The sequence below is a fragment of the Streptomyces sp. NPDC024017 genome (assembly GCF_040638895.1).
Lineage (GTDB): Bacteria > Actinomycetota > Actinomycetes > Streptomycetales > Streptomycetaceae > Streptomyces.
On record NZ_JBEZYZ010000004.1, the window covers coordinates 450,537 to 471,152 of the forward strand.

Sequence of the window (20,616 nt, forward strand, 5' to 3'; positions counted from 1 at the left end):
TTACGGAGGACTTCCATCCTCTCTGCTGTTTCGATGAAAGGTGCCGCCTGTGACGCAAGAAGGACCAAGCGACAAGAGCTCCCCGGAGGGAGCCGCGCTGCCGGGGTCGGAAGCGGGCCTGCCCGGTCAGGACCGGCCGCAGACCGACCGCATCGTCTTCGGTGTCACGGCGGCGCTCACCCTTGCCTTCGTGGTCTGGGGAGCGACGGCGACCGACTCCCTCGAAAGCGTCTCCACCAGCATGCTCGGTGGGCTGATGCACAACGGCGGCTGGGCGTTCATGCTCGCCGCCTCCGGGTTCGTCGTCTTCGCCCTCTGGCTCGCGATCAGCCGCTACGGCCGTATCCACCTCGGTGCGGAGGGCGAGGAACCTGAGTTCCGCACGGTGTCCTGGGTCGCGATGATGTTCAGCGCGGGCATGGGCATCGGCCTGATGTTCTACGGCGTGAGCGAGCCGCTGTCGCACTACGGCACGCCCCCGCCGGGTTCCAACCCGGCCGACTCCGGCGATCGCATGGAGACGGCCATGGCCACCACCCTGTTCCACTGGACGCTCCACCCGTGGGCGATCTACGCGGTGGTGGGCCTCGCCATCGCCTACAGCACCTTCCGCAGGCGGCGCCGGCAGACCATCAGCGCCGTCTTCACCCCGCTGATCGGCAGGAAGAACGCCAACGGCGGCATCGGCCGGGCCATCGACATCCTCGCGATCATCGCGACCGTCTTCGGCTCTGCCGCCTCCCTCGGCCTCGGCGCGCTCCAGATCGGCTCCGGTGTGCAGGAGCTGAAGTGGATGGACAAGGTGAGCACCGGGCTGCTCGTCACGATCATCGCGGTGCTGACCCTGGCCTTCGTCGCGTCGGCGATCTCCGGTGTGGAGAAGGGCATCCAGTGGCTGTCCAACACCAACATGGTGCTGGCGCTGGTGCTCGCCCTGTTCGTGTTCGTGGCCGGCCCGACCATCATCGTCCTCGACCTGCTGCCCACCTCCGTCTTCGCCTACCTCGGCGACCTGCCCCAGCTGGCCGGCCGCACCGAGGCGAGCGGCGGCGAGGGAGTCGCCGACTGGCTCAGCAGCTGGACGGTCTTCTACTGGGCGTGGTGGATCTCCTGGACGCCGTTCGTCGGCATGTTCATCGCCCGCATCAGCCGCGGCCGCACGATCCGCCAGTTCGTCGGCGGCGTCATCCTCGTACCCAGCACGGTCAGCCTGGTCTGGTTCGCGATCTTCGGCGGCTCGGCGATGAAGATGCAGGAGCAGGGCCGGCTCGGCAAGGAGGCCACCCCGGAGGGCCAGCTCTTCGGCGTGCTGCAGCAGTTCCCCATCGCCACCGCCACGAGCCTGCTCGTGATGATCCTCGTCGGCATCTTCTTCGTCTCGGGCGCCGACGCGGCCTCGATCGTCATGGGCACCCTGTCGCAGAAGGGCGCGCTCGAACCCGGCCGCTTCGTGGTGGTGTTCTGGGGCGTGGTCACCGGTGCGGTGGCCGCGATCATGCTCATGGTCGGCAGCGGCCAGGGCGACGCGCTGACAGGTCTGCAGAACCTCACGATCCTCGCGGCGGCGCCCTTCGTCATCGTGATGATCTTCATGTGCGTCGCCCTCATGCGCGACCTTCGCCGCGACCCGGTGATCGTGCGTGAGCAGATGGGCTCCGAGGCCGTCGAAATGGCCGTCATGGCGGGCCACAAGAAGTACGACGGCGATTTCGAGTTCCGCGTCGGCCCGGGCCGCGGCCCGGACGTGGAGGGGGACCCGATCGGCAAGCACTGATCCGAACGGCGGTGGGCGGCCCGGGTTCTGCGAACCCGGGCCGCCCACGCGGTTCAGACGCCGCCGCGCGCCCTCAGCCGGAGACCAGCCGGGCCGCCTCCTCCGCGCACCCCCAGGCCACGGTGACGCCCGCGCCGCCGTGGCCGTAGTTGTGCACCAGGAGCCGCCCGTCCGGCAGGGCGTCACGCTCCAGCCGGACCGCCGGCCGGGTGGGCCGCAGCCCGACCCGGTGCCCCAGCACACGGGCCCCGGCGATCTCCGGCCGCAGTGCCGCACAGCGCCGGATGATCGCCTCGGCGGTCGCGGGGTCCGGCTCCAGCGACCACGCGTCCTCCTCCGAGGTACCGCCGAGGACGAGCCCGCCCGGCTGCGGGAACAGGTACGTGTGCTCCCCGGCCGCGTCGGAGGAGACCAGCCAGGTGTCGATCCCCGGGTTCTCCACGACGACGAGCTGCCCGCGCACGGGCCGCACGGAGGGGTCCGGCACGAGCTCCCGCGCGGCGAGCCCCGTGCAGTTGACCACCACCGGCGCGTCCACCTCCGCGAACCCGGACACCGTACGCGTCTCGACCACGCCGCCCGCCGCGACGAACCGCTCCCGCAGCCACCGCAGATGGGCCGGCATGTCGATGAGCGGCAGCCGTGCCCAGAGGCCCGTGCCCGCGTATTCGCCGGCCGTGGCCGCCCGCAGCCCCGGCACCCGGCCCGCCAGCCACGCGTCGGCCTCGTCGAGACGGGTCTCGCCCTGTACCCCTTCGACCATGCGTACGCCGGCCGGTTCGTCCCGCGCGGCCAGCTCCTCGTAAACCTCCAGCGACCGCAGTGCCCACATCCGTGCCGTCGCGACCGGCTCGATCCGGTACGGCCACCACAGCGCACCCGCAATGGCTGAGGTGGTCGCCTCGACGGCGTCCCGCGTCCACACCCGCACCCGCCGCCCGCGCTCGGCGAGAGCCAGGGCCGTCGTCAGCCCGACCACCCCGCCCCCGACCACCACGATCTCGCCACTCGACTCGCTCGCCATGCCCGGACCGTAGCGGAATGTGTCATGCCGTGCTCACATCACGCGCAGTGTGGGGATACTCACAGCATGTGTGCCGAGTACGCGACCTTCGGCCTGGCTCCCGCGATGCGGGCCGGGGGAGTCCTCAACGACGGTGGTTACCAGGTCCACCGGGACTTCGTGGACTTCATCGTCGACGGACGCCCGCTGCTGTTCCAGCTCTCCGACCTCGACGCGGTCTCCCCGCTCGCCTCCGACGTCCCACCCGCGATCTTCACCGCGCAGGTCCGCAGCCTGCTCCTGGAGAGCGAGGCCCCGCTGCCGGGCGGCCGCTACGTCGTCTACGGCTGTCCCGAGTGCGAGGACCTGGCCTGCGGAGCCGTCACCGCCGTCATCCAGAGCGACGGCGAGGACTTCATCTGGCGGGACTTCGCCTGGCAGACCGACGAACACGCCGACCTGGAGCTCAACGGCTACCACGGCATCGGCCCGTTCCGCTTCCGCGGCGCCGAGTACCGGACGGCGCTGAGCGCCCTGCTGAACGGCTCCGCGCCCGACCCCCGGCGCCGCGTCCTGCTGATCGGCGCCCGCGTCGCCGTCCTCGCCAAGCTGGCCGCGGCATTGCGCACCATCGGCGTCGGCGCCGACATCGCCCATGACGCCGACGGCGTACCCCCCGAGGAACTCCGCGGCTACGGCGCCGTCGCCTTCGGCCACACGGCCGGGGAGCAGGAACGTGCCGCCGTCCGCCGCGCCTTCGAGCGCGCCCGGGTGCCGGTCGCCCACGTCGACGGCCTCGCCCCGATCGTCCCGCTCCTCGTCGCCCAGATCGAACACGCCCTGGACCGCAGCCCGGCCGACCGGCGCCGCCTCACCGGCCTCACCGCCGCCGGCAGCAGCGCGGAGGTCGAGGTCACCTCCGCCTGCCGGGTCACCCTCACCGCCTACCGGCTCGACCGGCTCTCCCGCACCCACACCCACGAGATCTTCGACGGCGTCCTCGAAGCGGGCCGCCACCGCCTCGCCCTCGACACGAAGGCGGTCAGGGGCCGGTCCTTCGTCGTGGCACGCACCTCCGGAAGCGTCCTGGCGGTGGCCGTGAACCACTGAGCGGCCCGGCCGTTAGGATCGGCGCTCTGATGACTGCCACCCTCGTCGCCAAGAACCTCGCCGCCGGCCACGGCGACCGCTCCCTGTTCACCGGCCTCGACCTCGTCGTCGCGCCCGGCGACGTGATCGGCCTGGTCGGAGCCAACGGCGCGGGCAAGTCCACCCTGCTCAGGATGCTCGCCGGACTCATCGCCCCCGAGCAGGGCGACCTGCGCCTGTCGCCGCCCACCGCCACCGTCGGCCACCTCCCGCAGGAGCCGGACCGCCGGCCCGGCGAGACCGTACGGGCGTTCCTGGCCCGCCGCACCGGCGTCGCCGAGGCGCAGCGCACCATGGACGAGGCGACCCAGGCCCTGGTCGACGGGGCACCCGGCGCCGACGACGCCTACGCCACGAGCCTGGAGCGCTGGCTCGGCCTCGGCGGCGCCGACCTCGACGAACGCGCCGAGGAGGTCGCCGACGGCCTCGGTCTCGCGGTCGACCTGGACCAGCCGATGACGTCCCTGTCCGGCGGCCAGGCGGCCCGCGCCGGCCTCGCCTCCCTGCTCCTGTCCCGCTACGACGTCTTCCTCCTCGACGAGCCGACCAACGACCTCGACCTGGACGGCCTGGAGCGCCTCGAACGCTTCGTGAGCGGCCTGCGCGCCGGGACGGTGGTCGTCAGCCACGACCGCGAGTTCCTCACCCGCACCGTCACCAAGGTCCTCGAACTCGACCTCGCCCAGCGGCAGATCAACCTCTTCGGCGGCGGCTACGAGGCCTACCTGGAGGAGCGGGAGGTCGCCCGCCGGCACGCCCGCGACGAGTTCGAGGAGTACGCCGACAAGAAGACGGCCCTCCAGGACCGCGCCCAGATGCAGCGCTCCTGGATGGACAAGGGTGTGAAGAACGCGCGCCGCAAGGCGGGCAACGACAACGACAAGATCGGCCGCAAGTTCCGCAGCGAGGCCAGCGAGAAGCAGGCCGCGAAGGCCCGCCAGACCCAGCGCATGATCGAGCGCCTGGACGTCGTCGAGGAGCCCCGCAAGGAGTGGGACCTGCGCATGGAGATCGCGTCGGCCCCGCGCTCGGGCGCCGTCGTCGCGACCCTGCGGGACGCCGAGGTGCGCCGCGGCGGCTTCGTCCTCGGCCCCGTCTCCCTGCAGATCGACTGGGCGGACCGGGTGGCGGTGACGGGCGCGAACGGCGCGGGCAAGTCCACGCTGCTCGCCGCCCTCCTCGGCCGTGTCCCGCTGGACGCCGGGCACGCCGCGCTCGGCTCGGGCGTCCTGCTCGGCGAGGTCGACCAGGCCCGCAAGCTGTTCCACGGCGAGGAGGCCCTGCTCGACGCCTTCCGCACGGCCGTCCCGGACACCGAACCGGTCGAGATCCGCACCCTCCTGGCCAAGTTCGGCCTCAAGACGGACCATGTCCTGCGCCCCGCGGCGAGCCTCTCCCCGGGCGAGCGCACCCGGGCCGCCCTGGCGCTGCTCCAGGGCCGGGGCGTCAACCTCCTGGTCCTCGACGAGCCGACCAACCACCTCGACCTGCCCGCCATCGAGCAACTGGAGTCCGCCCTCGACGCCTACGAGGGCACCCTCCTGCTGGTCACCCACGACCGGCGCATGCTGGACGCCGTGCACGTGACCCGCCGCCTGGAGGTGGCGGACGGCAAGGTGACCGAGCGCTAACGGGCCGTCAGGCGCGTGGCCAGCCGGGGATAGTCGACGACGTACCCCTCGTCGTCGAACTCCAGGTCACTGCGGAAGTCGCCGGAGGCGTACCGGACCCGCCCGGGGCCGAGATGTGTGTACGTCTGCCGCGACGGCCGCACCGTCAGGTCCGGCACCGACACCCAGGCCATCAGGAACTCCCGTTCGCCCGGGGCCTGATGGAGCCCGTGCCGGAGCACCGGCATGGTGTTGGTGAGCGGGCACAGCCCGAGATCGCAGTCGAGAGCTCCGTCGACGTCCGGGAGCGGCTCGCCGTCGGCGGTCCAGCCGCCCTCACCGTCGTGGAGCAGATCGAGCGCCCGGGTCCCGGCCTCGGCCTCCGCCGTGACGGTCAACCGCTTGGTCACGAATCCTTCTGCGGTCTCCAGCTCGTACGAGATCCAGTACGGCTCCGGAACGGTACCGACGGCCCGCCCGCGCGCCCGCAGCACGCCTTCTCCGAGCTGGACCCAGGCGGTCTCGAACCCATGGCTCCCGGACACTTCCCAGGTGATGGCACGCATGCGGCAACCCTAGAACGGAAAGGGCGCGAAGCGCCTCTTTCCCAGGGGCGCGGGGAGCTGCGCGCCCGGCCACAACGGGCCCGCAGCTCCCCACGGCCTCCCCGACGGAACAGTCAGCGCTTGCCGCCCTTGGGATCCGCCAGCCCCGCGCGGCGCAGCGCATCGGCCATCGCGCTGTTGGCGGGCGGCGGCGCCTGACGCGAACCGCCACCACCGCCACGGCCACCACCACGCCCACCCTGCCGCTGCTGCGGCGGACGCCCACCCCGCTGCCGGCGCTCACCGGAGCCCCCGCCCTGGCCCTGCGAGGCAGCCGCCTCGTCCTCCAGACGCAGCGTCAGCGAGATCCGCTTGCGCGGGATGTCGACGTCGAGCACCTTCACCTTGACGATGTCGCCGGGCTTCACGACGTCCCGCGGGTCCTTCACGAACGTCTTCGACATCGCGGAGACGTGCACCAGGCCGTCCTGGTGCACACCGATGTCCACGAACGCCCCGAACGCGGCGACGTTCGTCACGACGCCCTCCAGGATCATCCCGGACGACAGGTCGGAGATCTTCTCCACGCCCTCCTTGAATGCGGCCGTCTTGAAGGCCGGACGCGGGTCACGGCCGGGCTTCTCCAGCTCCTTCAGGATGTCGGTGACCGTCGGCAGACCGAACGTCTCGTCCACGAAGTCCTGCGGCTTCAGCGAGCGCAGCACCCCGGTGTTGCCCACGAGCGAGGCGACCTCCTGCCCGGTGGTCTTCACCATGCGCCGGACCACCGGGTACGCCTCGGGGTGCACGCTCGACGCGTCCAGCGGGTCGTCCCCGCCGCGGATCCGCAGGAAGCCCGCGCACTGCTCGTACGCCTTCGGGCCGAGCCGCGCCACCTTCTTCAGCTCACCGCGGGCCTTGAACGGCCCGTTCTGGTCCCGGTGGGCCACGATGTTCTCGGCGAGCCCGGAGGTGATGCCGGAGACCCGGGCGAGCAGCGGGGCCGACGCCGTATTGACGTCCACACCCACGCCGTTCACACAGTCCTCCACCACCGCGTCCAGCGAACGCGACAGCTTCACCTCGGACAGGTCGTGCTGGTACTGGCCGACGCCGATCGACTTCGGGTCGATCTTCACGAGCTCGGCCAGCGGGTCCTGGAGCCGGCGGGCGATCGACACGGCGCCGCGCAGCGACACGTCCATGTCGGGCAGCTCCTGCGAGGCGAAGGCGGACGCCGAGTACACGGACGCGCCGGCCTCGGACACCATCACCTTCGTGAGCTTCAACTCCGGGTGCTTGGTGATCAGTTCCCCGGCGAGCTTGTCGGTCTCGCGCGACGCCGTGCCGTTGCCGATGGCGACCAGCTCGACCGCGTGCTCCTTCGCGAGCCTGGCCAGCTTGGCGATGGCCTCGTCCCAGCGGTTGGCCGGGACGTGCGGGTGGATGACGTCCGTGGCGACGACCTTGCCGGTCGCGTCGACGACGGCGACCTTCACACCGGTACGGAAACCGGGGTCGAGGCCGAGCGTCGCGCGCGTGCCCGCGGGGGCGGCGAGCAGCAGGTCGCGCAGGTTCGCCGCGAAGACCCGTACCGCCTCGTCCTCGGCGGCCGTGCGCAGCCGCAGCCTCAGGTCGATGCCGAGGTGGACGAGGATGCGGGTGCGCCACGCCCAGCGGACCGTGTCCTTCAGCCACTTGTCACCGGGGCGGCCGCGGTCGGCGATCCCGAACTTGTGGGCGACGATACCCTCGTAGGAGGAGGGGCCGTCCGTCTGCTCCTCGGGCTCCAGGACGAGGTCGAGGACCTCCTCCTTCTCGCCGCGCAGCATCGCGAGGATGCGGTGCGAGGGCAGCTCCGTGAACGGTTCCGCGAAGTCGAAGTAGTCGGCGAACTTCGCCCCCGCCTCCTCCTTGCCCTCCCGCACCTTGGCGGCGAGCCGCCCGCGTACCCACATGCGCTCGCGGAGCTCGCCGATCAGGTCGGCGTCCTCCGAGAAGCGCTCGGTGAGGATCGCCCGGGCGCCGTCCAGAGCGGCCTGCGGATCGGCCACGCCCTTGTCGGCGTCGACGAACGCGGCGGCCGCGGCGAGGGGCTCGACGGCCGGATCGCCGAGCAGCCCCTCCGCCAGCGGCTCGAGTCCGGCCTCGCGGGCGATCTGCGCCTTGGTGCGCCGCTTGGGCTTGTACGGGAGGTAGATGTCCTCCAGGCGCGCCTTCGTCTCGGCGCCCCGGATGCTCGCCTCCAGCTCCTCGGTGAGCTTGCCCTGCTCGCGCACCGACTCCAGGATCGCCGTCCGCCGCTCCTCCAGCTCCCGCAGATAGCGCAGCCGCTCCTCGACGGTGCGCAGCTGCGCGTCGTCGAGCATCTCGGTCGCTTCCTTGCGGTAGCGGGCGATGAAGGGCACCGTAGAACCGCCGTCGAGCAGTTCCACGGCGGCCCTGACCTGCCGCTCCCGTACGCCGAGTTCCTCGGCGATCCTGCCTTCGATGGACACTGCGTTGATGGACCCGATGGACCCGGGTGTCGTCACGATCCCGTACCGCCTTCTCCGCTGAGGTTGCGCGGCAATTGTGGCAGGTGGTGCCGACACTCGGGGATCAGGGCGGCTCCCGGCAGGTCGGGATCCGGATCAGGCCCTGCGGCTGCGGGTGGAGGACGAGGCCCCGCCGAACAGCCGGGCCAGGGCCCGGAAGGGCAGCGTGACGACGGTGGCGATGGCGCCGCCGATCTGGCGCAGCACGTCTGCGATAGCACGGAACACGAAATTCCCCTTTCTCCACTCCCGGCCGCGGCGGCCGGTGGAGAGCGGGTACCTCAGAGCGGCGTCACTATGCGTCACCCTTGCCGATCAGATCAGCCGGGTACGCCCCGGCCACGAGCGCCGCGTGCGCGAACACCCCACCCAGCTCGGTCAGCCGGGCCACCCCCTCCGGGCCCAGGTGCTCGTACGGGGCACGGTCCAGGCGGTCCGTCTCGTGCTCGATCTCCCGGCGCAGGGCGACACCCTGATCGGTGAGGTCGCCGGACGCGTCCAGCAGCCCGCGCTCCCGCAGCCGGTCCGTCGCCGCGTCCCAGTCGCCCTGGCTCCAGCCCCGGGTCCTGAGGACCCACTTCGGGGTCATCCCCTTGCCCGTCGCCGTGTGGGTCGCCATCGCCTCCAGGCCGTCGAGACCCGCGGACATCAGGACGGCCAGGTGCCCGTCGCCGCGGTGCTCGCGCAGCAGGGTCGCCGCGTGCCAGTAGGCGAGGTGCGGTTGCTCGGGGACGGGCAGATCGGCGTGGGCGGCGTACAGCGGCCGCGCCGCGCGCGAGCAGGCCTCGGCGGCGCGCAGCGCGAGCTGTGCGGCCTCGGCCATCTCCGCCGATGCCAGGGCGTCCGCACCGAGCAGGCGGCGCAGTGTCGCGTCGACCGCACGCGCGCGTGCCGCCAGGACCTGCCCGGGTGCGGCGGTCTCCCACACCGCCGGCACGTGCCGGGCCACGAGCTCGTACTTGTAGTTGTAGAAGGCCGCCGTCACGGCCCCGGCCCCGACCGGTCCGAGGGCGGCGGCCCGCACGGCGAAGTTCACGGCACGCGGGTCGGTGACCCCGACGGCGCCCAGCTCCCGCCCGAGGTCGGGCGAGAAGTAGTGGGTCGCGTGCAGGGAGTTGAGCACGTTGTGGCAGCGTCGGCCGGCGCGCGGCTCCAGGGCGGCAGTCGTCATGCCCCGCAGGTTACCAACCGCTTGGTATGTCCTCCATGGTCACGTGCCCCATGGCAGGAAAGGTGGGGCACTCGTCCTTGCGGCCATACTCCGGCCCCGCGAAGAATCGACGGCATGGCCCAGCGCACGGTTCTGGCCGTCCTCTTCGACGGCCTGCAGAGTCTCGACGTCACCGGCCCCGTGGAGGTCTTCGCTGGCGCGGAGCTGCTCTCCCCGGGCGCGTACCAGATCCGCACGGCGTCCCTGGACGGCGCACCCGTGCGGACCACCAGCGGCCTGACCCTCGTACCCGACGGGTCCCTGGCCACCGCGCCGGACCCGGACATCCTCCTCGTCCCCGGCGGGCCGGGCAGCCTGCGGCCCGACCCGCGTCTGGTGGCCTGGGTGCGCGAGCGGGGTCCGCGTGCCGGCCGCCTTGTCTCCGTGTGCACCGGCGCGGCCGTGCTGGCCGCGGCGGGCCTGCTGGACGGCCGCCGCGCCACGACCCACTGGGCGTACTGCGACCGGCTCGCCCGCGAGCACCCGGCCGTCGAGATCGACCCCGACCCCGTCTTCGTGCGCGACGGGCACATCGCCACCTCGGCCGGTGTCACCGCCGGCATCGACCTCGCCCTGGCCATGGTCGAGGAGGACCTGGGCCGGGACGCCGCCCTCACCATCGCCCGCCACCTGGTGGTGTTCCTGCGCAGGCCCGGCAACCAGGCCCAGTTCAGCGCCCAGCTCGCGGCCCAGACCGCACAGCGCGAGCCTCTGCGGGACGTCCAGCGGTGGATCACCGACCACCCGGACGCCGACCTCTGCGTCGACGCCCTCGCCGCCCGCGCCCGCCTCTCGCCCCGCCACTTCGCCCGCGCCTTCCGCGCCGAGACCGGCATGACACCGGGCCGCTACGTGGACCGCGTCCGCCTCGAACACGCAAGACGCCTGCTGGAGGACACCGCCGGCGGCGTCGAGGAGATCGCCCGCACCTGCGGCTACGGCACACCCGAGGCCATGCGCCGGGCCTTCGTCAGGGCCCTGGGGACGCCCCCGGCCGAGTACCGCCGCCGCTTCCGCCCCGCCACCACACCCTGAACCCCCACCACAGCAGCCGACCGGAAGGACCTCATGCAGATCGCCATCGTCCTCTACGACCGCTTCACCGCCCTCGACGCCGTCGGCCCCTACGAGACCCTCGGCCGGGTCCCGGACGCCGAGACCGTCTTCGTCGCCGAGCAGGCCGGCCCCGTGCGCAACGACTCGGGGAACCTCGCGCTGACCGCCGACCGGACCCTGGCCGACGTACCGCACCCCGACATCATCGTGGTCCCCGGCGGCCCGGGCCCCCTCCCGCTGGCGGCCGACGGGCCCCTGCTCACCTGGCTGCGCACGGCCGACGAAACCAGCACCTGGACGACGTCCGTGTGCACCGGCTCCCTGCTGCTCGCCGCCGCCGGACTCCTCAAGGGCCGCCGGGCGACGTCCCACTGGCTGGCCCTGGAGGAGCTGAAGCGCCACGGCGCCGAGCCGACGGGTGAGCGGGTCGTCACCGACGGCAAGTACGTCACCGCGGCCGGCGTCTCCTCCGGCATCGACATGGGGCTGACGCTCCTCGGCCGGATCGCCGGCGACGACCACGCCCAGATCGTCCAGCTCGCCACCGAGTACGACCCGCAGCCGCCCTACGACGCCGGGTCACCCGACAAGGCCCCCGCGCACGTCGTCGAGCTGCTCCGGTCGCACCTCGACCTCACCCTGACGTAGGCACGCTCCAGCCGAACCGCGGCTGCCGGCGCTCCAGGAACGCGGCGACACCCTCGGCGGTGTCGCCGCTCGCGCGCGCCTGCCCGGCCCAGTGCGCGTCCCGGTCCGTACGCCCGTCCGCGAACTCCTTGGCCGCCGCCTGCGTCAGCTGCGAACGGGACACCAGGATCCGGGTGAACTCCGCGACGCGCTTGCCGAGTTCGCCCTCGGGCAGCACCTCGTCGGCCAGACCGGCGCGCAGCGCCCGCTGCGCGTCGATCAGCTCACCGGAGAACAGCAGGTACTTGGCGGTGGCCGGCCCCACCAGGGACACCAGCCGCCGGGTCGAGGAGGCCGGGTACACGATGCCGAGCTTCGCGGGCGTCACACCGAACAGCGCCCCCTCCTCGGCGAACCGCAGATCACAGGCCGCCGCCAGCTGCGCCCCGCCGCCCACGCAGTGACCCCGGATCGCGGCCAGTGTCGGCTTCGGGAACGCGGCCAGCGCCTCCTCGGCCCGCACGGCCAGCCCCTGTGCCTCCTCGGGCGAGCCCCGCAGTGTCGAGATGTCGGCCCCGGCGCAGAACGTGCCGCCCTCGCCGGTCAGCACCAGCGCCCGCACCGCGGGATCCCCCGCGAGCTCCTCCAGCAGCGCGGGAAGGGAGCGCCACATCGCGGCCGTCATGGCGTTGCGCTTCTCGGGATGACGTATGACGACCGTCGCGACCGAGTCGGTCACGCGGTGCTGCAGCTGCGGCTCCATGCGCCGGATGCTATCCGGATGCCAAACCCGTACAACCCGAATAGTTCGCCGAGACGGCACAACAGGGACAGGACCAGTCCCACAACTGACCGTGTCATACGCCAACGGTCAGAAGTGCTCGATACTTGCTGACTTCTGTTCAGTCCCAGGGTGCGAGGCGCATCGTTACCAACACTCGGGGTGTGGCGACAATCGAGCGCGAGGGTGGCGACCGGACGATGGACGACGACGGGCGTGGGTTCGGTCCGCGCCCAGAGGGCGGCGCGGCGCCCCTCGACCCCGGGCCCGCGGATCCGCTGCCGTACGAAGGCGTATGGAGGTTCACCGCTCCGGCGGTCGACGCCTCGGTCCCCCAGGCGCGGCACGCCGTGCGGGACCTGCTGCTGCGTCAGGGGGTGCCGGTCTCGGACGACCTGGCCCAGGGGCTGCTGCTGATCGTCTCGGAGCTGGTGACGAACGCCGTGAAGCACGCGGCGGTGCTGTCGCCGACGATCGCCGTCGAGCTGGCCGTCGGTGCCGAGTGGCTCCGGGTGTCCGTGGAGGACAACCATCCGTACCGGCCCACCGCCCTGGAGACCGACCACGGCCGGACCGGGGGACGCGGACTGCTCCTGGTGCGCGAGGTCACCCGGGAGGCGGGCGGCAGGTGCGAGGTCGAGTACACCGCGAGCGGCGGCAAGGTGATCTGGGCCGCCCTGCCGCTCAAACCCGCGCGCTTCTCCTGAGTCCGGTCCTCAGGGTCCGGGTCACCAGCCGGCCGACGGGCCCGTCAGCTCCCTGATCGCCGGCCGGGCCGCGTCCAGGACGGTCATGAACCAGGCCGAGAAGGTGTCCTTGGCGTGCCGCTCCGCCAGCTCCGGCGGGGTCACGAACACCGTCGACGCCACCTCCTCCGGGTCCGGCCGCACCACGGCCTGCACCATGCCGACGAACAGGTGGTTGTACTCCTGCTCCACCAGACCGGACTCCGGGTCCGGGTGGTTGTAGCGGACCGTGCCCGCCTCGGCCAGCAGGGACGGGGAGGCGCCGAGCTCCTCGAAGGTGCGCCGCGCCGCCGCCGCGAAGGGCGCCTCACCGGGGTAGGGGTGGCCGCAGCAGGTGTTGGACCACACGCCGGGGGAGTGGTACTTGCCCAGCGCCCGCTGCTGGAGCAGCAGCCGGCCGTACTCATCGAAGAGGAACACGGAGAACGCGCGGTGCAGCCGTCCGGGCGGCTGGTGGGCGGCGAGCTTCTCCGCGGTGCCGATCGTCACGCCGTCCTCGTCGACCAGTTCCAGCAAAATCGCGTCTGCGGTGCCGTTCGACGGGTTGTGCGTCGCGGTGGCAGGTGTGATCGGCATACCCATCCTTCACATCGGTCTTCGCGCCCCAAGTCTGCCGTACGAATCCGGCACTCCCGGCACTTCGCGGCACGCCCGCATGTCCCGCGCGGCGGCGCGGACCGCGGTCGGCACCGGTCGGACGCCGGGAAAGGGACCCGGTAGAAGATCGTGCCCGGCCAGGCGGGCGGAAATCGTCCATACCGGAGCTGTGGGGGCTCAGGACGCGGGCGCGCGGCGGAGGGTTGCGTTCTCCGGCGCACTCCAGGCGGAGTGCGCCCCCCGACTGTGTCCCACACCTCGGAAGCCGCCGCGTCAGTGACAGAGCCGCGCCTCGTGCTCCGCGTGCCCGACCGGCTCCAGCTGGAAGGTGCAGTGCTCCACGTCGAAGTGGTCGCCGAGGCAGCCCTGGAGCTCGTGGAGCATCTTCTCGTGGCCTATCGCGTTCAGGGCCTCCGAACTGACGACCACGTGCGCCGACAGCACGGGCATGCCGGAGGTGATCGTCCAGGCGTGCAGGTCGTGGACATCCTCCACACCGTCCGTCGCGAGGATGTGCGACCGCACCTCGGCCATGTCGACGCCCGGCGGAGCGGTCTCCAGCAGCACGGACAGCGTCTCGCGCAGCAGCTTCCACGTCCGGGGCGCGATCATCAGCGCGATGACGAGCGAGGCGATCGGGTCGGCGGGCTGCCACCCGGTGAGCATGATCACAACGGACGAGACGATCACCGTGACCGAACCGAGGGCGTCCGCCGCGACCTCCAGGAACGCGCCGCGCACGTTCAGGCTCTCCTTCTGGCCGCGCATCAGCAGCGACAGCGACACCAGGTTCGCGACCAGGCCGATCCCACCGAACAGCAGCGCCAGCCGGCCCTCGGTCTGGGCCGGCGTGATGAAGCGCTGGACCGACTCGTACACGACGTACCCGCCGGCCCCGAGCAGCAGCACGCAGTTGGCCAGGGCGGCGAGGATCTCGGCCCGGGCGTAGCCGAAGGTGGCCCGATCGCTGGGCGGGCGGTTCGCGAAGTGGATCGCGAGCAGCGCCATGCCGAGGCCCAGCGCGTCCGTCGCCATGTGCGCCGAGTCCGCGACGAGCGCGAGCGAGTCGGCTAGGGCACCGCCGACGATCTGCACGACCACGATGCCGAGCGTGATCGCCAGCGCCGCCCGCAGCCTGCCGCGGTACGCCGAGGTCGCCGTACCGCCGGCCGCGCCGTGCGCATGACCGTGATCGTGCCCAGCCCCCATGAGAAGTCAGCCTCCCTGTGTCCGCCTGATCGTGCTCGGGCACCCCAGTGAACTACGGGGAGGGGGTATGTGCAACGCGGCACTGAACACCGTTGTCATGTGCCCTGACCTGCGGAAACGATGTGCAGGTCAGGGCGCCTCCAAGAGGTCAGGAGCCGTGGTGCAGCAACCAGCCCCGCCAGGCCGACTCGGTCATCTCGCGCACCCCGCGCCGGGCCGTCCAGCCGAGCTCCGCGGCTGCCCGGGCGGCCGAGGCCACCGCGCGTGGGGCGTCGCCGGGCCGGCGCTCCTCGACGAGCGGCGGCCGGCGGTCGCCGGTGACCTCGCCGATGACCGTGATGAGTTCGCGGACCGAGACGCCCTCGCCGCGGCCGATGTTGACCGTCAGGTCGCCCGTGCCGCCGCCCCCGGCCAGCCGCCGGGCCGCCGCCAGGTGGGCCTCGGCAAGGTCGGCGACGTGAATGTAGTCACGGATGCAGGTGCCGTCCGGGGTCGGGTAGTCGTCACCGAAGATCCGGGGCGCCTCGTCACGCGTCAGCCGGTCGAAGACCATCGGGACGATGTTGAAGACGCCCGTGTCGGCCAGCTCCGGCTCCGCCGCCCCCGCCACGTTGAAATAGCGCAGACATACGGTGGAGATCCCGTGTGCCTGTCCCGCCGCCCGCACCAGCCACTCGCCGGCGAGCTTGGTCTCGCCGTACGGGTTCACCGGAGCACAGGGAGTGTCCTCCGTGATGAGGTCCACACCCGGGTCGCCGTACACGGCAGCCGACGACGAGAACACGAAGCGCTCGATCCCTGCCCCGGCGACCGCGTCCAGCAGGGTCACCAGGCCGCCGACGTTCTCCCGGTAGTAGCGAGTGGGCTGCGCGACGGACTCGGCGACCTGCTTGCGCGCCGCGAGATGCACCACACCCGTCACACCGTGCTCGGCGAAGACCCGCTCCAGCAGCTCCCCGTCCAGTGAGGAACCCCGCACGAGCGGGACGTCGGACGGGAGCCGCGCGGGCACCCCGGCCGAGAGGTCGTCCAGGGCGACGACGCGCTCCCCGGCCCCGGTCATGGCCCTGGCCACATGAGCTCCGATATAGCCGGCACCGCCGGTGATCAGCCAAGTCATGGTCGCCCACCCTATGCGGCCACGACGGCTGCCTGCGCAATGTCCCCGATGTCCGCTCTGCGGGGCACGGTTTGTGGGGCGGGCCCCGGATCCACGATGATGATCGAGGCAAGGGCTTGTGCGAACCACGTCGATCCAGCTGCCGAACAGGCGGTGAACGTGGCCTTCCCGGCATCCGATAGCCTCTGCCGACATGCCGCCCGGGAGCCACCGGAGAAGGCGCCCCCACCATGTACGTCACTGGCGCGGACGCGTCGGTACCCAGGGAGTGAATTCGGTTGTCGACCGCCATCCTCACCGGCCAGCCGGTCCCCGGATCGTCGATCGAGGCCGACCTGCGGTCCCTCGGGTTCGACCTCCGGATCGCGACCGACGCCGCAGAGGCCGAGACCCTCCTCGCGGAGGTGCCGGGCGACCAGCGGGTCGCCCTGGTCGACGCCCGCTTCGTGGGGCACGTGCACGCGCTGCGCCTCGGCCTCACCGACCCCCGCTTCCCGCTCGCCGGGATCCCCGGCGCCGTCACGGCCCAGCCCGCCGGCCGCCAGGCCCTGACCCGGGCGATGGCCCGCGAGAACTCCGCCGGCGGCGGCACCACCCTGGTCGACAGCCTCGCCGACCGCATCCTCACCGCCCTCGACGCCGACGGCACCGACGTGCACCGCCCCGAGCTGGGCAGCCTCGTCGCGGCCGTCCCCGCCGACCCGCAGGCCCGCAACGAGGCACGGCAGGCGGTGACGGACGTCGACGACGAGGCCGTACGCCTGAAGTCCGCCGTGAAGTCCCGCGACGGCTTCTTCACCACGTACTGCATCAGCCCGTACTCCCGCTACATCGCCCGCTGGTGCGCCCGCCGGGGCCTGACCCCGAACCAGGTCACCACGGCCTCCCTGCTCACCGCCCTCATAGCGGCGGGCTGCGCGGCCACCGGCACCCGCGGCGGCTTCGTCGCGGCCGGCGTCCTGCTGATCGCGTCCTTCGTGCTGGACTGCACCGACGGGCAGCTCGCCCGCTACTCCCTGCAGTACTCCACGCTCGGCGCCTGGCTGGACGCCACCTTCGACCGGGCCAAGGAGTACGCCTACTACGCCGGCCTCGCCCTCGGAGCCGCCCGCGGCGGCGACGACGTCTGGGCCCTCGCCCTCGGGGCCATGGTCCTGCAGACCTGCCGGCACGTCGTGGACTTCTCCTTCAACGAGGCCAACCACGACGCCACCGCCAACACCAGCCCCACCGCCGCCCTCTCCGACAAGCTCGACAGCGTCGGGTGGACCGTCTGGGTCCGGCGGATGATCGTCCTGCCCATCGGCGAGCGCTGGGCGATGATCGCCGTCCTGACGGCGGTCACGACCCCGCGCATCACCTTCTACGCGCTGCTGATCGGCTGCGCCTTCGCCGCGACGTACACCACGGCCGGGCGGGTGCTGCGGTCCCTGACCCGCAAGGCCAAGCGGACCGACCGGGCCGCCGGCGCCCTGGCCGACCTCGCCGACAGCGGCCCGCTCGCGCAGGGCTTCGCGCAGGCGTTCAAGAAGGCAGCCCGCAAGCTGCCCGGCTTCACCGCCCCGGTCGTCGCCCTGCTCGGCGGTCTCGCCGTCGTCCTCACCGCGGCGCTGACGGACTTCGGCGGCCCCTGGCCGATCGTCGCTGCCCTCGGCTACGCCCTCACCTCCGGCCTCGCCGTCGCCCGCCCCCTGAAGGGCGCCCTCGACTGGCTGGTCCCCCCGTTCCTCCGCGCCGCCGAGTACGGCACCGTCCTGGTCCTGGCGGCAAAGGCGGATGTGAACGGAGCCCTTCCTGCGGCTTTCGGGCTGGTGGCCGCGGTCGCCTACCATCACTACGACACGGTCTACCGCATCCGCGGCGACGCCGGAGCGCCCCCGGCCTGGCTGGTGCGCTCCATCGGGGGGCACGAAGGGCGGACGCTGCTCGTCACCGTCCTCGCCGCGCTGCTCACCGCCTCGCAGTTCACAGTCGCGCTCACGGCACTGGCCGTGGCCGTGGCCCTGGTGGTGCTCGTCGAGAGCATCCGCTTCTGGGTCGGCGCCCACAAGGGCGGCGCACCCGCCGTACACGATGAAGGAGAAACCGCATGATCGGCCTCGTGCTCGCGGCCGGCGCCGGACGGCGTCTGCGCCCCTACACCGACAGCCTCCCGAAGGCGCTGGTGCCGGTGGGCCCCGCGGGCATAGAAGGCGAACCCACGGTGCTCGACCTGACCCTCGGCAACTTCGCCGAGATCGGTCTCACCGAGGTCGCGATCATCGTCGGCTACCGCAAGGAGGCCGTGTACGCGCGCAAGGAAGCCCTTGAGCAGAAGTACGGCCTCAAGCTCACCCTCATCGACAACGACAAGGCCGAGGAGTGGAACAACGCCTACTCCCTGTGGTGCGGGCGTGACGCCCTCAAGGACGGCGTGATCCTCGCCAACGGCGACACCGTCCACCCGGTCTCCGTCGAGAAGACGCTGCTCGCCGCCCGCGGCGACGGCAAGAAGATCATCCTCGCGCTGGACACGGTCAAGCAGCTCGCGGACGAGGAGATGAAGGTCGTCGTCAGCCCCGAGAAGGGCATGACGAAGATCACCAAGCTGATGGATCCCGCCGAGGCCACCGGTGAGTACATCGGCGTCACGCTGATCGAGGGCGACGCCGCCCCCGAGCTGGCCGACGCGCTCAAGGCCGTGTGGGAGACCGACCCGCAGCAGTTCTACGAGCACGGCTACCAGGAGCTGGTCAACCGCGGCTTCCGTATCGACGTGGCGCCGATCGGCGACGTCAAGTGGGTGGAGATCGACAACCACGACGATCTCGCCCGTGGACGGGAGATCGCATGCCAGTACTGACCCGGCTCATCCCCTCGCCGCTGGTCGTGGACATCCGCCCGGGTGCCCTCGACGACCTGGCGTGCGTCCTCGCCGACGAGCGCATCTCGCACTCCGGCCGCCTCGCCGTCGCCGTCAGCGGCGGCTCCGGCGCCAGGCTGCGCGAGCGCATCTCGCCGAGCATGCCCGGCGCCACCTGGTACGAGGTCGGCGGCGGCACCCTCGACGACGCGATCCGGCTGGCCGGCGACATAAAGGCCGGCCACTTCGACGCGGTCGTCGGCCTCGGCGGCGGCAAGATCATCGACTGCGCCAAGTTCGCCGCGGCACGCGTCGGCCTGCCCCTGGTCGCCGTGCCGACGAACCTCGCGCACGACGGCCTGTGCTCGCCGGTCGCCACCCTCGACAACGACGCGGGCCGCGGCTCGTACGGTGTGCCGAACCCGATCGCGGTCGTCATCGACCTGGACGTCATCCGTGAGGCGCCGGTCCGTTACGTGCGCGCCGGCATCGGTGACGCCGTCTCCAACATCTCGGCGATCGCCGACTGGGAGCTGGCCAACCGCGTCAAGGGCGAGCGGATCGACGGACTCGCCGCGGCCATGGCCCGCCAGGCCGGCGAGGCCGTACTGCGGCACCCGGGCGGCATCGGGGACAACAACTTCCTCCAGGTGCTCGCCGAGGCGCTGGTCCTCAGCGGCATCGCCATGTCGGTCTCGGGCGACTCGCGGCCCTCCTCCGGGGCGTGCCACGAGATCAACCACGCCTTCGACCTGCTCTACCCGAAGCGCGCCGCCGCCCACGGCGAGCAGTGCGGACTCGGCGCGGCCTTCGCGATGTGGCTGCGCGGAGCGCACGAGGAATCGGCGTACATGGCCGAGGTGCTGCGCAGGCACGGGCTGCCCGTGCTGCCGGACGAGATCGGCTTCACGACGGACGAGTTCGTCAAGGCCGTCGAGTTCGCCCCGGAGACCCGGCCCGGTCGCTACACCATCCTCGAACACCTCGACCTGAACACCGAACAGATCAAGGACACCTACGCCGACTATGTCAAGGCCATCGGTAGCTGAACTCCGCCCCGTCGTTCACCCCCCAGGGGTGAAGGACCGGCGCAGCGGTGAGCACTGGATGGGACGCCTCTACATGCGTGAGGTGTCCCTGCGGGTCGACCGTTACCTGGTCAACACCAGGGTCACGCCCAACCAGCTCACCTACCTGATGACCGTCTTCGGTGTGCTCGCGGCCCCGGCACTGCTCGTGCCGGGGATCGCGGGAGCCGTTCTCGGCGTGGTCATGGTCCAGATGTACCTGCTGCTGGACTGCGTCGACGGCGAGATCGCGCGCTGGAAGAAGCAGTACTCGCTCAACGGCGTCTACCTGGACCGGGTCGGCGCCTACCTGACCGACGCCGCCGTGCTCGTCGGCTTCGGCCTGCGCGCCGCCGACCCGTGGGGCAGCGGCCGCATCGACTGGCTGTGGGCCTTCCTCGGCACCCTGGCCGCCCTCGGCGCCATCCTGATCAAGGCCGAGACCGACCTGGTCGGCGTCGCCCGGCACCAGGCCGGGAAGCCGCCGGTCAAGGAGGCCGCCGCCGAGATGCGCTCCTCCGGCATGGCGCTGGCCCGCAAGGCCGCCGCCGCCCTGAACTTCCACCGGCTGATCCTCGGCATCGAGGCGTCCCTGCTGATCCTCGTGCTGGCGATCGTCGACCAGGTCCGCGGTGACCTGTTCTTCTCCCGGCTCGGCGTCGCGGTGCTGGCCGGCATCGCGCTGGTGCAGACCCTGCTGCACCTGGTGTCCATCCTCGCCTCGAGCAGGCTGAAGTGAGCGG

At 72.0% G+C, this 20,616-nt stretch carries 19 protein-coding genes; 10 read left to right on the top strand and 9 right to left on the bottom strand.

All coding sequences use genetic code 11. The features are described 5' to 3' along the window. The first annotated feature begins 49 nt into the window (after window positions 1-49). Complete coding sequence (locus tag AB0G20_RS13370) at window positions 50-1,774, top strand: BCCT family transporter (RefSeq protein ID WP_361300429.1); 1,725 nt, start codon at window positions 50-52, stop codon at window positions 1,772-1,774. 73 nt (window positions 1,775-1,847) lie between these two features. Here AB0G20_RS13370 and AB0G20_RS13375 read toward each other — a convergent pair whose 3' ends face one another. Beyond that, entirely contained in the window at window positions 1,848-2,798 is a 951-nt protein-coding gene (locus tag AB0G20_RS13375) for an FAD-dependent oxidoreductase (RefSeq protein ID WP_361300432.1), read from the bottom strand. Between the two features lie 66 nt (window positions 2,799-2,864). Between AB0G20_RS13375 and AB0G20_RS13380 the strand changes: the two genes are divergently transcribed. Beyond that, entirely contained in the window at window positions 2,865-3,887 is a 1,023-nt protein-coding gene (locus AB0G20_RS13380; protein ID WP_361300435.1) for an oxidoreductase, read from the top strand. A gap of 29 nt (window positions 3,888-3,916) precedes the next feature. Further along, window positions 3,917-5,557: an ABC-F family ATP-binding cassette domain-containing protein gene (locus tag AB0G20_RS13385; RefSeq protein WP_361300438.1), complete on the top strand. Its 1,641-nt coding sequence runs from the start codon at window positions 3,917-3,919 to the stop codon at window positions 5,555-5,557. Here the strand turns inward: AB0G20_RS13385 and AB0G20_RS13390 are convergent. The 4 genes from AB0G20_RS13390 to AB0G20_RS13405 all read right to left on the bottom strand — a co-directional run bounded on the left by AB0G20_RS13390 (window position 5,554) and on the right by AB0G20_RS13405 (window position 9,789). Next, window positions 5,554-6,102, bottom strand: a complete 549-nt coding sequence (locus AB0G20_RS13390) for a putative glycolipid-binding domain-containing protein (RefSeq protein WP_361300441.1) — start codon at window positions 6,100-6,102, stop codon at window positions 5,554-5,556. The genes AB0G20_RS13385 and AB0G20_RS13390 overlap by 4 nt on opposite strands. Before the next feature lie 113 nt (window positions 6,103-6,215). Then, window positions 6,216-8,615 (bottom strand): Tex family protein, encoded by a 2,400-nt coding sequence (locus tag AB0G20_RS13395; RefSeq protein WP_361300444.1) that lies wholly within the window; start codon window positions 8,613-8,615, stop codon window positions 6,216-6,218. A gap of 99 nt (window positions 8,616-8,714) precedes the next feature. Continuing rightward, window positions 8,715-8,846, bottom strand: a complete 132-nt coding sequence (locus tag AB0G20_RS13400) for an LPFR motif small protein (RefSeq protein WP_252100478.1) — start codon at window positions 8,844-8,846, stop codon at window positions 8,715-8,717. A 67-nt stretch (window positions 8,847-8,913) separates the two neighbouring features. After that, window positions 8,914-9,789 (bottom strand): hypothetical protein, encoded by an 876-nt coding sequence (locus AB0G20_RS13405; protein WP_361300449.1) that lies wholly within the window; start codon window positions 9,787-9,789, stop codon window positions 8,914-8,916. A 114-nt stretch (window positions 9,790-9,903) separates the two neighbouring features. Here AB0G20_RS13405 and AB0G20_RS13410 point away from each other — a divergent pair, with 114 nt between their 5' ends. Further along, window positions 9,904-10,863: a GlxA family transcriptional regulator gene (locus tag AB0G20_RS13410; protein ID WP_361300452.1), complete on the top strand. Its 960-nt coding sequence runs from the start codon at window positions 9,904-9,906 to the stop codon at window positions 10,861-10,863. A gap of 33 nt (window positions 10,864-10,896) precedes the next feature. After that, window positions 10,897-11,532 (top strand): DJ-1/PfpI family protein, encoded by a 636-nt coding sequence (locus tag AB0G20_RS13415; protein ID WP_361300455.1) that lies wholly within the window; start codon window positions 10,897-10,899, stop codon window positions 11,530-11,532. Here AB0G20_RS13415 and AB0G20_RS13420 read toward each other — a convergent pair. Further along, complete coding sequence (locus AB0G20_RS13420) at window positions 11,519-12,274, bottom strand: enoyl-CoA hydratase/isomerase family protein (RefSeq protein WP_361300458.1); 756 nt, start codon at window positions 12,272-12,274, stop codon at window positions 11,519-11,521. The two genes, AB0G20_RS13415 and AB0G20_RS13420, sit on opposite strands and share 14 nt — an antisense overlap. Window positions 12,275-12,492: 218 nt before the next feature. Here AB0G20_RS13420 and AB0G20_RS13425 point away from each other — a divergent pair, with 218 nt between their 5' ends. Beyond that, window positions 12,493-12,999: an ATP-binding protein gene (locus AB0G20_RS13425; RefSeq protein ID WP_361300945.1), complete on the top strand. Its 507-nt coding sequence runs from the start codon at window positions 12,493-12,495 to the stop codon at window positions 12,997-12,999. Window positions 13,000-13,020: 21 nt separating this feature from the next. On the opposite strand, the gene idi is transcribed toward AB0G20_RS13425, so the two are convergent. The 3 genes from idi to galE form a co-directional block, all read right to left on the bottom strand. Continuing rightward, the gene (gene idi, locus AB0G20_RS13430; RefSeq protein ID WP_361300461.1) at window positions 13,021-13,614 is read right to left on the bottom strand and encodes an isopentenyl-diphosphate Delta-isomerase; all 594 of its coding nucleotides are present in this window, start codon (window positions 13,612-13,614) and stop codon (window positions 13,021-13,023) included. 294 nt (window positions 13,615-13,908) lie between these two features. Continuing rightward, a complete protein-coding gene (locus tag AB0G20_RS13435; RefSeq protein ID WP_361300464.1) occupies window positions 13,909-14,844 on the bottom strand; it encodes a cation diffusion facilitator family transporter in 936 nt (311 codons plus the stop codon). Window positions 14,845-14,992: 148 nt separating this feature from the next. After that, complete coding sequence (gene galE, locus AB0G20_RS13440) at window positions 14,993-15,964, bottom strand: UDP-glucose 4-epimerase GalE (RefSeq protein ID WP_361300467.1); 972 nt, start codon at window positions 15,962-15,964, stop codon at window positions 14,993-14,995. 278 nt (window positions 15,965-16,242) lie between these two features. Here galE and AB0G20_RS13445 point away from each other — a divergent pair, with 278 nt between their 5' ends. Genes AB0G20_RS13445 through AB0G20_RS13460 form a run of 4 tightly spaced genes read left to right on the top strand, consistent with a single transcriptional unit; the run spans window position 16,243 to window position 20,612 of the window. Then, window positions 16,243-18,057 carry a DUF5941 domain-containing protein gene (locus AB0G20_RS13445; protein ID WP_361300470.1) on the top strand — a complete coding sequence of 605 codons (1,815 nt, stop codon included), beginning with the start codon at window positions 16,243-16,245 and terminating at the stop codon, window positions 18,055-18,057. Beyond that, complete coding sequence (locus AB0G20_RS13450) at window positions 18,054-18,806, top strand: phosphocholine cytidylyltransferase family protein (protein WP_361300473.1); 753 nt, start codon at window positions 18,054-18,056, stop codon at window positions 18,804-18,806. The genes AB0G20_RS13445 and AB0G20_RS13450 overlap by 4 nt, the downstream gene beginning before the upstream one ends. Then, the gene (locus AB0G20_RS13455) at window positions 18,794-19,855 is read left to right on the top strand and encodes an iron-containing alcohol dehydrogenase family protein (RefSeq protein WP_361300476.1); all 1,062 of its coding nucleotides are present in this window, start codon (window positions 18,794-18,796) and stop codon (window positions 19,853-19,855) included. The genes AB0G20_RS13450 and AB0G20_RS13455 overlap by 13 nt, the downstream gene beginning before the upstream one ends. Further along, window positions 19,833-20,612, top strand: coding sequence for a CDP-alcohol phosphatidyltransferase family protein (locus AB0G20_RS13460; protein WP_361300479.1), 780 nt, complete (start codon window positions 19,833-19,835; stop codon window positions 20,610-20,612). The genes AB0G20_RS13455 and AB0G20_RS13460 overlap by 23 nt, the downstream gene beginning before the upstream one ends. The last annotated feature ends 4 nt before the right edge of the window (window positions 20,613-20,616 follow it).

Bases quoted from the DNA above. Each gene is read 5' to 3' on its own strand.
- AB0G20_RS13415 (WP_361300455.1), top strand. From the start codon at position 10,897: ATGCAGATCGCCATCGTCCTCTACGACCGCTTCACCGCCCTCGACGCC.
- AB0G20_RS13380 (WP_361300435.1), top strand. From the start codon at position 2,865: ATGTGTGCCGAGTACGCGACCTTCGGCCTGGCTCCCGCGATGCGGGCC.
- AB0G20_RS13390 (WP_361300441.1), bottom strand. From the start codon at position 6,102: ATGCGTGCCATCACCTGGGAAGTGTCCGGGAGCCATGGGTTCGAGACC.
- AB0G20_RS13410 (WP_361300452.1), top strand. From the start codon at position 9,904: ATGGCCCAGCGCACGGTTCTGGCCGTCCTCTTCGACGGCCTGCAGAGT.
- AB0G20_RS13425 (WP_361300945.1), top strand. From the start codon at position 12,493: ATGGACGACGACGGGCGTGGGTTCGGTCCGCGCCCAGAGGGCGGCGCG.
- AB0G20_RS13420 (WP_361300458.1), bottom strand. From the start codon at position 12,274: ATGGAGCCGCAGCTGCAGCACCGCGTGACCGACTCGGTCGCGACGGTC.
- AB0G20_RS13435 (WP_361300464.1), bottom strand. From the start codon at position 14,844: ATGGGGGCTGGGCACGATCACGGTCATGCGCACGGCGCGGCCGGCGGT.
- AB0G20_RS13385 (WP_361300438.1), top strand. From the start codon at position 3,917: ATGACTGCCACCCTCGTCGCCAAGAACCTCGCCGCCGGCCACGGCGAC.
- AB0G20_RS13455 (WP_361300476.1), top strand. From the start codon at position 18,794: ATGCCAGTACTGACCCGGCTCATCCCCTCGCCGCTGGTCGTGGACATC.
- AB0G20_RS13460 (WP_361300479.1), top strand. From the start codon at position 19,833: ATGTCAAGGCCATCGGTAGCTGAACTCCGCCCCGTCGTTCACCCCCCA.
- idi (WP_361300461.1), bottom strand. From the start codon at position 13,614: ATGCCGATCACACCTGCCACCGCGACGCACAACCCGTCGAACGGCACC.
- AB0G20_RS13405 (WP_361300449.1), bottom strand. From the start codon at position 9,789: ATGACGACTGCCGCCCTGGAGCCGCGCGCCGGCCGACGCTGCCACAAC.
- AB0G20_RS13450 (WP_361300473.1), top strand. From the start codon at position 18,054: ATGATCGGCCTCGTGCTCGCGGCCGGCGCCGGACGGCGTCTGCGCCCC.
- AB0G20_RS13375 (WP_361300432.1), bottom strand. From the start codon at position 2,798: ATGGCGAGCGAGTCGAGTGGCGAGATCGTGGTGGTCGGGGGCGGGGTG.
- galE (WP_361300467.1), bottom strand. From the start codon at position 15,964: ATGACTTGGCTGATCACCGGCGGTGCCGGCTATATCGGAGCTCATGTG.